Raw genomic sequence first — 11,379 nt, forward strand, 5'->3', positions numbered from 1 at the left:
TGCAGCACGCCGAACAACAGCTCGACGGCGTAACCCGCCAGTGCCATGGCGACGTAAAACACCACCGCCAGCAACGCCGCGACCCGACCGCCATAATATTTGCGATAAATATCCAGGATCGGCAGGATGATCAGATCGGCGAACAAAAACGACACCACGCCGCCGAAACTGATCCCGCCATTCCACAGCACCGCCGCGAGCGGCACGTTCCCCACCGAGCAGACGAACGACACGACCGCCACCAGCGGGCCGATCAGCGGCCCGGCAAGCTTTGCCGCGAGCGGGTGCTGCACCAGGAAGAATGCCTGCCAGAATTTGTTCGGCACCCAGGCGCCGAGCGCACCTGCGATCAGCAGGCCGCCGACGATATCCAGCCAGACGCTGGCCCAGTCCATAACGAAATAATGGCTGATCGCCGTCAGTCCCTTGGGCGACAGCGCCCGCTGCAGCAGCGGCCCTTCGCCCACCGACATATCCATCAGGGCATGACCCTCCATGGCTCCCTGGCGGTTTGTGTCCGCCTGCGCCCGGGCCTCACGGCGCAAGCCGTCATTCATTGTTGCCCGCAACAGCAGCACCAGGAGCACGATCATGATCGCGCCGCCGACGAATTCGGCGAGGGTAAAGCGCCAGCCGATCAGCACCGCGAGAATCACCCCCAGCTCCAGCACCAGGTTTGTCGAGGCAAACTGGAATGCCATGGCGGCGTTAAAATCGGCCCCCTTGCGGAACAGCGAGCGCGCCAGCGCCACCGCGGCATATGAACAGGAGGATGAGGCCGCGCCGAGCAGGCTGGCGCGCAGGATGCTGCGCGGCCCGGAATCCGGCAGCAGCCGACTCATCTCCCCCTTGTTCACCACCGCCTGCACAACGCCCGAGAGCAGGAAGCCAAGGCACAGCGCCCAAAAAATCTGCCACGCCATTCCGGCAGCCAGAAGCACAGCACTCATAAGGGAATTGATCATGACCAACCTATGTTTATCGGCTGCTGTTTGTTGGCGGCCCCGACAGAGGTGATACGCGAATGCACGGCGCCGGATGTAGACCCCCTGATATAGAGAACCGGATGTAGAGAAGGGGTCTACGTTGCCATCCCTCATTCGCGAGAGCTTCTACTCTACGGAATTGACTCTCACTTGGATTTGCACCGGCGCCACGCCAAGGCCTGGCGCAATCGTCATGTGGCGGGTTGTGCCACGATGCGGACCGGCACCGATTTGTACGAAGGCGTGCCACTCTCCTTATCGCAGTAATCGAGCGGCACCAGCACGTTCGCTTCCGGGTAATAGGCCGCGATCGAACCTTTGGCGATCTGGTGGGCGATGGCGATGAATCCCCTGAGCTGCATCGGGCTGTCGGTGTCCAGAGCGGTTTCGACCGTGATGAGATCGCCATGTTCGAGGTTGCGTTCCGCCAGATCCTCCTCGTTCATGAAGACGACGTCGCGCCGCCCGAACACGCCGCGATACCGGTCGTCCAGACCGTATATTGTGGTGTTGTACTGGTCGTGGCTGCGGATGGTCGTCATTTTCAGGACATTTCCGGTTATCGCCCGTGGATCCTCCTCGAGTCCGCGGAACGGGATGAATTCGGCCTTTTTCGAGGGCGTGTTCCAGATACGCTCTGTGGCCGGCAAAGGCAGGCGGAAGCCGCCGGGGATGCGGATCCGTTCGTTGAATTTTTCGAAACCGGGAAATACCGCCTCGATGCCATCGCGGATCAGGTCGTAATCAGCGATCAAAGCCTGCCAGGGCACCTTGCTGTCCGGCAGGGTCGCCATCGCGATGCTGGCGATAATCGAAGGCTCGGAGCGCAGATGTTCCGAGGCGGGCGGCAACTTGCCGCGCGAGGCATGCACCATGGACATCGAATCCTCCACGGTGACCGCCTGCTCGCCGCTCGCCTGCACATCCCGCTCGGTACGGCCGAGCACCGGCAGGATGATGGTTTCGTTGCCGACCAGCAGATGCGAGCGGTTCAGCTTGGTGGCGAGATGCACCGCGAGATCGAGCTGGCGCATCGCGGCGGCGCAGAGCGTTGGATCCGGCAATGCAATGCTCAAATTGCCGCCAAGGCAGATCAGCGCTTTCGAGCGCCCCTCGGAGATCGCCTGCATCGCCGCCACGGCATCGTGCCCGTGATGTTGCGGCGGCACGAAGCCGTAGGTTTTCTCGATGTTTTCCAGCATGAAGGCGGGCGGTTTCTCGGTGATGCCGACGGTACGGTCGCCCTGCACGTTGGAATGCCCGCGCAGCGGGCAGATGCCGGCACCCGGCTTGCCCATGTTGCCGCGCAACAGCAGCAGGTTCGCGAGCTGCTGCACGCTCCCCGTGCCTTTGGCGTTCTGCGTGACGCCCATGCCGTAGCTGATGATCGTCGCGTTCGACTTCGCATAGGCAGAAGCGACCGCCTCCAGATCCGCGCGGGCCAACCCGCTGGCGCGCTCGATGTCGCCCCATTCGGTCGCGCGCAGATCGGCGATCAGCGCCTCGATGCCGTTGGTATGGGTGCCGATGAAGTCATGGTCCAGAACGGTGCCGCCGGCGGCGTCATCCATGGCGACCAGCGCCTTCATGATCCCCTTCATCGCCGCGGCGTCGCCGCCGATCTTCACCTGATAATAGGAGGAGGCAATCTTGGTCGAACCGAAGCTCGCCATTTCCACGGCGTCCTGCGGATCGGTAAACCGTTCCAGCGCGCGCTCCTTCAACGGGTTCAGCACGATGATGGGCACCTTGCGGCGGGCCACCTCATGCAGCGTGCCCATCATGCGCGGATGGTTCGTGCCGGGATTATGCCCCACGGCAATGATCAGTTCGCAATGCTCGAAATCGTCGAGCGACACCGTGCCCTTGCCGAGGCCGATGGATTTCGGCAGGCCCTGGCTGGTGGCCTCGTGGCACATGTTCGAGCAGTCGGGGAAATTGTTCGTGCCGTATTCACGGACGAAGATCTGATAGAGGAACGCGGCCTCGTTGGAGGCGCGGCCGGAGGTGTAGAATTCCCCCATGTTCGGATCAGGCAGGCTGCGCAGGATCGCGCCGATGCGGGCGTAAGCCTGCTCCCAGGAGACCTGCTTGAAGGTGTCGGTGGCGGGGTCATAGGCCAGCGGATCGGTCAGACGACCTTCATTCTCCAGCTCGTGATCCGTCCACTTCAGCAGCTCCGTCACCGTGTGCTTCTCGAAGAATTCCGGTGTCACGCGCTTCTTGGTGGCTTCCCAGGTTACCGCCTTGGCGCCGTTCTCGCAGAACTGGAAGGTCGAGGTGTGCTCCTTGTCCGGCCAGGCGCAACCCGGGCAGTCGAAGCCGTCCGGCTTGTTCGTCTGAAAGAGCGCCACCGGCGCCTCGGTGACGCCCATCTGCTCGCGAACAGCCTTCGCCGTGGCGCGCAACGCCCCCCAACCGCCGGCTGAGTGGTGATAGTCCTTGATTCCGGGGACACTACGTTGTTTTGCCATCAAAGCCTTCCTTCTTTTACATTCTATTCACGGTTGCGATCGACCATCAGCCGATCATGAAAACCGGCCACCCAAGCCAGCGCGCCAGCCCATGGGCAAGCGACAGGCGTACCTGAAACGATCGTCTTGGCGGGCGCAGCGCCTGCGCGACGGATGCCCTTAACCATCAGCCCACACCCCAAACGCCCGATACTGGCAAAAGGCTCACGCCCCGCCTCTTCGCGCGCATTGCTGAGTGTTTCAGACGATAAAACATAATCCACCGGCAGATCTGCCCACTTGAAACTCACCATTATATGCTTTATGTATGGACCAATAGACGACATTAAAAGCATATAATGAACGTATAAATCTCTTCCGGGAAAGGGACAATGACAAAAGGCGTTGATCCAAGTGTATGGATACCTGCCATCCGGAAATCGGATGGGCCGGTGTACCTCGCCATTGCCGATGCGCTTGCCGCCGACATTTCCTCGGGGATGCTGCGCGAGGGCAGCCGTCTGCCCACGCAGCGCGGCTTGGCCGACTCCTTAGGTATCGATTTTACGACGGTCACCCGTGCCTATACCGAGGCGCAGCGTCGGGGCCTGGTCGAGGGCCGCGTGGGGCTCGGCACCTATATCAAGGCGCAGCCCGGGCCGCCGACAAAAGCCGCGGCGCCGGGCTTGATCGATCTGAGCACGAACTGGCCCCCACATTTTCGTGACGAGAAGCTCATTGCGCGCCTCTGGCAGGGGGTCACCAGCCTGAATGCGCCCGGCGGGCTGGATCTGCTCCTGAATTATCAGGAAACAGGCGGGGCGATGTCCGACCGGGCCGCCGGCGCGCAGTGGCTCTCCAGAAAGTTCCCGGCGCTCGCCGCAGAGCGCGTCCTGGTCTGCCCGGGCGCGCAAGGCGCGCTGTTCGCGATCGCGGCGCAGCTCGCCGGTCCGGGAGAGGCGATCTGTGCCGGCACCACGACCTATCCAGGCTTCCGCTCTCTGGCCGCGCATCAGGGCTGGCGCCTCGTCCCGGTGGCCATGGATGACGAGGGACTAATCCCCGAGGCGTTCGAGAAGGCCTGCCGGCAGCACCATCCCAAGGCTCTCTATACGACGCCGACACTCCACAATCCGACGATCGCCACCATGCCCGCGAATCGCCGGGAGGCGGTTGCCGCCATCGCCCGCGAATACCAGGTCTCGATCATCGAGGACGACGCCTATGGCATGCTGCCGCGCCAGACGCCCCCTCCCCTCGCCACATTTGCGCCGGAACTCACTTATTATGTTTCGAGCCTGGCCAAATGCCTCTCACCGGCGCTCAGGGTGGCGTATGTGGTGCCCCCCGACCCCCGCGCCGCAAGCCGCCTGGCCGGGGCGGTACGGGCAACGATGTCCATGACCTCACCTTTGACCGCGGCCATCGCGACCCGCTGGATCCAGGATGGAACCGCCGACGCCGTGCTCGCCGCGATCCGCACGGAAATGAATGAACGACAGGAAATCGCCCGGGCCGTTCTCCCCCCCGACATGATCCGCGGCCATCCGGAAGGCTTGCATTTATGGCTGCGCCTGCCCTCACCCTGGACGCGCGGGGCGTTCATGAACCAACTTCACGCCAGCGGCATCAGCGTCACCAGCAGCGACGTTTTCGCGCTGGAGGCGCCGCCCGAAGCCGTGCGCCTCAGCCTGGGGCGGGCGCATTCATTGGCGGAATTACGCCGGGGCTTGGAGACCATCGCCACGTTGCTCAGCGATCAACCGGCGATCTCGGCCATGATGGTCTGAACCGCCCGGCGAAGCGAAGAGAAGCCTACTTTTTGTGAACAAAAAGTAGCAAAAAAACTTTATTAATTTGGGTCATGGGCGTTGTCGGCGGCATCGCCCATGACCCAGCATAGCCAAAAATTTTTGCGCCGCTTTTTTTTAAAAAGCGGCCGCTTTCTTCCTTAATGCAACGCGGCATTGTGCTGCGCACATTTTCATGGGACGATCCGCGCCACAAAAACGTGGCGTTAGCATAATGCGCCGCCCAACGAGGGACGACCAAAATGAGCGGCATCGACGATAGGGCCCATCCACAGCCGGGCCAAGTTCAAGGCTCGGACACAAGCGCCGGCGATACCGGCCTGTTCACTTTCTACGGCAAGATGACCGGTGTGGAGCGGCTTACCTTTTGGGCCTGCTTCAGCGGCTGGACCCTGGATGCCACCGATTTCATGATCTACCCGCTCGTGATCGGCACGCTCCTGCCGCTCTGGCATGTCGACCGCGGGTTTGCCGGCCTTGCGGTCACTGTCACGCTGCTCTGCTCAGCCGTGGGCGGGTGGTTGACCGGCTTCCTGGCCGATCGCATCGGCCGGGTTCGCGCCCTGCAGATCACCGTGCTGTGGTTCGCCGGCTTCACCCTGCTGAGCGCCTTCGCGCAGAATTACGGTCAGCTTTTCGCGGCGCGCGCCATGCTTGGCTTTGGCTTCGGCGGCGAATGGGCGGCTGGGGCGGTGCTGATCGGTGAGACCGTCCGCGCGAGCTATCGCGGCCGCGCCGTCGGCGTGGTCCAGTCCGGCTGGGGCGTGGGCTGGGGCATCGCGGTTCTGCTCCAGTTCGTGTGCTACTCGCTGGCTCCGCCCGATCTCGCCTGGCGCCTGATGTTCGGCTTCGGCGCAGTGCCCGCGATCTTCATCTTCATGCTGCAGCGCCGGGTTCCCGAGCCGGCGATCCACGCCCGCGCCGCCGCGCAAGCGACGGCCGCGCACAAGCCGCCGGCGATCTGGGAGATTTTCTCCCCCGGCATTCTGCGCATCACGATCTTCGCCGGCATCCTCGGCACCGGCGCGCAAGGGGGGTATTACGCGGTCACCACCTGGTTGCCGACCTTTCTGCGCGTCGATCGCGGCCTTTCAGTCATCGGTTCGACCGGCTACCTGCTGGTCCTGATCGCGGGCGCGACCAGCGGCTATCTCGCCGGCGCGTGGCTTTCCGACCGCATCGGCCGCCGCCGCCTGTTCATCCTGTTTGCGATTTGCGCCTCAGTGCTGGTGATCCTCTACACGCAGTTGCACTTCTCGAACGGCGTGATGCTGGTGCTCGGCTTCCCGCTTGGCTTCTTCGCCTCGGGGTATCTGTCCGGCCTCGGCCCGTTCCTCACCGAACTCTACCCGACCCGCCTGCGCGGCTCCGGCCAGGGCTTTGCCTATAATGTGGGGCGCGGGATCGGCGCGATTTTTCCGACCTTGGTGGGCTATCTTTCGGCGACCATGTCGCTGGCCACCGCGATCGCCATCTTCGCCGTCTGTGCCTACGGATTGTTGCTGCTCGGCGCGCTCCTGCTGCCCGAGACCAGAGGAAAGGAACTCGACCCCGCATGACGACCGACGTCAACGCCCATCTCGCCTTCGCGACCGATTCCGCCCCCGCTTGCCCCGGGCCGGACGCAAAACCGCGCGGCGCGACCCGCTTCACCGTGCCCACGGGCGCGGTGGACACCCACGCCCATGTCGTCGGCCTGCCGCCGGAGACCACCCTCGCCGCCGACCGCCGCTACACGGCCCCGGTCGCGACCGAGGCGCAGTATCTGCACATGCTGGACGCCACCGGCATGGCGCATGGCGTGCTCGTGCAGATCAGCATCCACGGCACCGACAATTCGCTGATGCTGAAGACGCTGCGCGCACACCCTAAGCGCCTGAAGGGCGTTGCCGTGGTCGAACCGACCGTTACCGAGGCCGAATGCCGCACCCTCGCCGAGTCGGGAATCGTCGGGCTCCGCATCAACACCCTGTTCGGAGGCGGAAGCAGCCTCGCGGACACCGAGCGCTACGGTGCGATCTGCCGGGAGATGGGCTGGCACCTTCAGCTCTTCCTCAATGCCGCGGTGCTGGCCGAACACGGCGCCGTGCTTGCTTCCCTCGGCGTGCCCCTGATCTTCGACCATATGGGCCTCCGCCCGGCCAAAGGCGGCGTGCAGGATGCCGGCTTCCAGAACCTGCTCGCCATGGTGCGCGACGGCGCCTGGGTGAAGCTCTCCGGCGCGTACCGCGTCACCAGCGCGGGCTTCCCTTACACCGACACCATCCCGATCGCCCGCGCCTTGGCCGAAGCCGCACCCGACCGCTGCGTCTGGGGCTCCGACTGGCCGAACGTCTCCACCTGGGAACACATGCCCAACGTGGGCGAACTGCTCGACCTCCTTGCCGACTGGGTCCCCGACGAAACCACCCGCAACCGCATCCTCACTGACAACCCCGCGCGGTTCTATGGTTTCGGAAAGTAAAGGAAGGCTACTTTTTGTGAACAAAAAGTAGCCAAAAGACTTTGCTAACCTGGGCCATGGGCGTTGTCGGTGACAACGCCCATGGCCCAGCATTAGCCAAAAGTTTTTGCGCCGCTTTTTTCAAAAAGCGGCCGCTTTTCTCTCTGCCCTGCCGGCGTAAAGTGAACACATGATCCCGCGTCTCAAATCTCATCCGCCTGCGCAACCGGCGGTCCTGGCCTTTCTCGATGCACTGCGGCGGGACGGCTTCACCGGGGACATCAGCATCACGGACGCGGACCGCGTTGTTCTGGCGACCGATAATTCGATCTATCAGGTCATGCCGGAGGCCATCCTCTTCCCACGTTCAACCGAGGACCTCGTGCGCACCGCGCGCACGCTGGCCTTGCCGGACTACGCCGCGATCGCGCTGCGGCCGCGCGGCGGCGGCACCGGCACCAACGGGCAGTCGCTCGGCCACGGCGTGGTGGTCGATCTGTCGCGGCATATGAACCGCATCCTGGAAATTGACGTAAGCGGCGGCTGGGTGCGGGTCGAGGCCGGGGTCGTCAAAGACCAGCTCAACGCCGCCCTGCTGCCCTACGGCCTGTTCTTCGCCCCCGAACTCTCCACCTCCAACCGGGCCACGATCGGCGGCATGATCTCGACCGATGCCTGCGGTCAGGGCTCATGTCTCTACGGAAAAACCCGTGACCACGTGCTGGAACTCTCCACCGTGCTCGATGACGGCACCCTGTTTCTGTCGCGTCCGCTGGGCGATTCTGAACTGGCCTCGTTGCAAACCCGCGCCGATCGCGTAGGGGAAATTCACCGTGTCGTGGACGAGATTCAGCGTGATCACGCGGCACTGATTGCCGAACGCTTCCCGAAACTCAACCGCTGCCTCACGGGCTACGATCTGGCGCATATCCGCGACGGCGAGAACCGTTTCAACCTCAATTCGATTCTTTGCGGGTCCGAGGGCACCCTCGCCTTCATCGCCGAAGCCAAGCTACGCGTTCTGCCCATCCCGCGCGCCTCAGCCTTGGTCAACCTGCGCTACGCGAGCTTCGACGCGGCGCTGCGCGACGCCCGCGCGCTGGCCGGCTTCGGCGCGGCATCGGTCGAGACGATCGACTCCAAGGTGCTGGACCTGGCGCGCGCCGACATCATCTGGCCGGAGGTCAGTCCGTTTTTTCCGGACGAAGCGGGCGCACCCGTCCGCGGCATCAACCTGGTGGAATTCGTCGGGGATGATCCTGATGCCGTGATGTCCGCCGTGTCCCGCCTGACAGACGCTCTCGGCGCCGAGACCGAGCACGCCACGGCCCGGCTCGGCCACACCGTGGCGACCGGCGCCGATGTCGAGCGCCTCTGGACCATGCGCAAGAAGGCCGTCGGCCTGCTCGGCAATGTCGCGGGCCGTGCCCGGCCCGTGGCTTTCGTCGAGGACACGGTCGTTCCGCCTGAGCGTCTGGCGGATTATATCGCCGAATTCCGCGCCGCACTCGATCGCCGCGGGGTTGAATACGGCATGTTCGGGCACGTCGATGCGGGCGTGCTCCATGTACGCCCGGCGCTCGACCTCAAGGACCCGGCGCAGCAGATGCTGATCCGCGAGATCACCGAAGAGGTGATCGCGCTCACGACCAAATACGGCGGATTGCTATGGGGCGAGCACGGCAAGGGCATCCGCTCCGAATTCGTGCCCCGGGTCTTCGGCCCGTTATATCCCTGCCTGGTGGCCATCAAGCGCGCCTTCGATCCGCTCGATCGCTTCAACCCGGGCAAGATCGCCTCGGCTCAGGGCGGCGATTTGCTGCGGGTGGACGGCGTGCCGTTCAAAGGCTCCTTCGACCGTCAGATCCCCGAACCGGCACGCCATTATGTCGACGAGGCAATGCACTGCAACGGTAATGGCGCCTGCTTCAACTACGATGAAGATGACCCGATGTGCCCGTCCTGGAAGGCCACGCGGGAGCGGCGCCATTCCCCCAAAGGCCGCTCGGCGCTGGTGCGGGAATGGCTTCGGCGTCTCGCGGCCGAAGGCGTCGACCCCCAAGCTGAAAGTGCCAAGCTCCGGGAAGGCTCATCCTGGCGCTCCTTTCTGCCGCGCCTGCGCAATAGCCTTGCAGCAAAGCGCGGAGAGCCGGACTTCTCGCATGAGGTCCGGGAAGCGCTCGACGGGTGCCTCGCCTGCAAGGCCTGCGCGGGACAGTGCCCCATCAAGGTGGACGTGCCGACCTTCCGGGCGAAAGTCTTCGAACTCTATTACGGCCGCTACTTGCGGCGCCCGCGCGATTATCTGGTCGGGTGGCTTGAGACATTTCTGCCGGCGCTGGGAGCGCTGCGCGGCCTGTCCAATGCTATGACCAACAGCCGCGCCGGACAGGCCGGGATGCGGGCACTGGGCCTGGTGGCGACGCCCGCTTTTTCGCGCATGTCTCTGCCGCAGGCGTTAGCCGTGCGGGGGATTGCCTTTGCCACGCCCGGCGCCTTGGCCGCTCTTTCGGCCGAGGAGCGGGCGCGCAGCGTCGTGCTCGTGCAGGACGCCTTCACGCGCTGGTATGAGACGGGGCTGGTCCTCGACACACTCGACCTCATCCAGGCTCTGGGGTTCCGCCCCTGGATCGCACCGTTCCGGCCCAACGGAAAGCCGCTGCACGTGCATGGCTTCCTCGGCCCCTTCCAGCGCGTCGCCGCCCGCAACGCCCGGATGCTGCGTAGCCTTGCCGAAACCGGTGTCGAGCTGATCGGGCTCGACCCCTCGATGACGCTCACTTACCGCGCCGAATATGCCGCTCTTTCCGGCGCGGATCGTCCGCCAGCGGTGCTGCTGTTGCAAGAATGGCTCGGCCGGCATCTGGACGCCATTCCGGCAGGCCGCACGGACGCTGAATTCGTCCTGCTGCCGCACTGCACGGAACGCACGGCCGCTTCCGCCACCATGCGCGACTGGCAGGCGGCCTTTGCGGCCACCGGCGCCCGTCTGCGCATCCTCCCTTCCGGCTGCTGCGGCATGGCCGGAACCTACGGGCATGAGGCTGAACACCGCGCCACCTCCGAACAGATCTACCGCTTGAGCTGGGCCGGCCATGTCGCCGCGCATGCGGAGCAAAAACGCCTGCTGGCGACGGGGTATTCCTGCCGCTCCCAGGTCAAACTGATGGACGGCTTGGCCTTATCTCACCCGGTGCAGGCGCTGCTCGCTTGTCTCAGGAGCTAAGGGAAGACTTCTTTTTGTGAACAAAAAGAAGCAAAAAAACTTTGTTCATCTGGGTCATGGGCTGTGTCGCCGACAACGCCTATGGCCCAGCATAACAAAAGTTTTTGCACCGCTTTTTTCAAAAAGCGGCTACTTGCTTACAACTACCGCGCGATAAAGTTCCGATCTTTTTTGCCTTAAGCGGTCAACAAGCCATAGTTTTGACCATGGAACAAACAGCATGGCTCGCCCCGATGCGGACCGTCACCGATATGTTCAGCACCCTCATGCAAACTTTTTATGATTGGGTCGGCGCTCAACTCGATCGAATGCCGCTTAGCCTAATACCAACGGCGGCAGTTTTTGACTCGTGTGGGATTCCCAATATCCGCATGATGTGATTCGCTCCTCTCTCATCGGTTCGGGGGGTGGCATGGCCGTTTCAATTACGCGGATGGAGTTGGATGCCTCGGGACTGCGC

At 63.7% G+C, this 11,379-nt stretch carries 8 protein-coding genes; 4 read left to right on the forward strand and 4 right to left on the reverse strand.

The features are described 5' to 3' along the window. The 3 genes from VGG47_RS13495 to VGG47_RS13505 all read right to left on the reverse strand — a co-directional run. Positions 1–965 (reverse strand): permease (locus tag VGG47_RS13495; protein WP_331539423.1); only part of this gene is annotated, 965 nt, incomplete at its 3' end. A gap of 212 nt (positions 966–1,177) precedes the next feature. Further along, positions 1,178–3,460 carry an FdhF/YdeP family oxidoreductase gene (locus VGG47_RS13500; protein WP_331539425.1) on the reverse strand — a complete coding sequence of 761 codons (2,283 nt, stop codon included), beginning with the start codon at positions 3,458–3,460 and terminating at the stop codon, positions 1,178–1,180. 23 nt (positions 3,461–3,483) lie between these two features. Further along, positions 3,484–3,753, reverse strand: a complete 270-nt coding sequence (locus VGG47_RS13505; protein ID WP_331539427.1) for a hypothetical protein — start codon at positions 3,751–3,753, stop codon at positions 3,484–3,486. Positions 3,754–3,891: 138 nt separating this feature from the next. On the opposite strand from VGG47_RS13505, the gene VGG47_RS13510 reads away from it, so the two are divergent. After that, the gene (locus tag VGG47_RS13510; protein ID WP_331539429.1) at positions 3,892–5,229 is read left to right on the forward strand and encodes a PLP-dependent aminotransferase family protein; all 1,338 of its coding nucleotides are present in this window, start codon (positions 3,892–3,894) and stop codon (positions 5,227–5,229) included. Positions 5,230–5,254: 25 nt separating this feature from the next. On the opposite strand, the gene VGG47_RS13515 is transcribed toward VGG47_RS13510, so the two are convergent. Next, the gene (locus tag VGG47_RS13515) at positions 5,255–5,503 is read right to left on the reverse strand and encodes a hypothetical protein (RefSeq protein WP_331539431.1); all 249 of its coding nucleotides are present in this window, start codon (positions 5,501–5,503) and stop codon (positions 5,255–5,257) included. Between VGG47_RS13515 and VGG47_RS13520 the strand changes: the two genes are divergently transcribed. From VGG47_RS13520 to ydiJ, 3 genes are all read left to right on the forward strand, one after another. Beyond that, on the forward strand, positions 5,493–6,809 hold the full coding sequence (locus tag VGG47_RS13520) for an MFS transporter (protein ID WP_331539433.1): 1,317 nt from the start codon (positions 5,493–5,495) through the stop codon (positions 6,807–6,809). The two genes, VGG47_RS13515 and VGG47_RS13520, sit on opposite strands and share 11 nt — an antisense overlap. Beyond that, positions 6,806–7,714 (forward strand): amidohydrolase family protein, encoded by a 909-nt coding sequence (locus VGG47_RS13525; RefSeq protein ID WP_331539435.1) that lies wholly within the window; start codon positions 6,806–6,808, stop codon positions 7,712–7,714. The genes VGG47_RS13520 and VGG47_RS13525 overlap by 4 nt, the downstream gene beginning before the upstream one ends. A 169-nt stretch (positions 7,715–7,883) precedes the next feature. Further along, the gene (ydiJ, locus tag VGG47_RS13530; RefSeq protein ID WP_331539437.1) at positions 7,884–10,919 is read left to right on the forward strand and encodes a D-2-hydroxyglutarate dehydrogenase YdiJ; all 3,036 of its coding nucleotides are present in this window, start codon (positions 7,884–7,886) and stop codon (positions 10,917–10,919) included. Positions 10,920–11,379: the final 460 nt, after the last annotated feature.

The organism is Acidocella sp., from assembly GCF_036489515.1.
In the GTDB taxonomy this organism is placed as follows: Bacteria; Pseudomonadota; Alphaproteobacteria; order Acetobacterales; family Acetobacteraceae; genus Acidocella.

What these genes read in the sequence shown, in the direction of transcription:
- VGG47_RS13500 (WP_331539425.1), bottom strand. Translation starts at nt 3,460, where the DNA reads ATGGCAAAACAACGTAGTGTCCCCGGAATCAAGGACTATCACCACTCA.
- VGG47_RS13505 (WP_331539427.1), bottom strand. Translation starts at nt 3,753, where the DNA reads ATGGTGAGTTTCAAGTGGGCAGATCTGCCGGTGGATTATGTTTTATCG.
- VGG47_RS13520 (WP_331539433.1), top strand. Translation starts at nt 5,493, where the DNA reads ATGAGCGGCATCGACGATAGGGCCCATCCACAGCCGGGCCAAGTTCAA.
- VGG47_RS13515 (WP_331539431.1), bottom strand. Translation starts at nt 5,503, where the DNA reads ATGCCGCTCATTTTGGTCGTCCCTCGTTGGGCGGCGCATTATGCTAAC.
- VGG47_RS13525 (WP_331539435.1), top strand. Translation starts at nt 6,806, where the DNA reads ATGACGACCGACGTCAACGCCCATCTCGCCTTCGCGACCGATTCCGCC.
- ydiJ (WP_331539437.1), top strand. Translation starts at nt 7,884, where the DNA reads ATGATCCCGCGTCTCAAATCTCATCCGCCTGCGCAACCGGCGGTCCTG.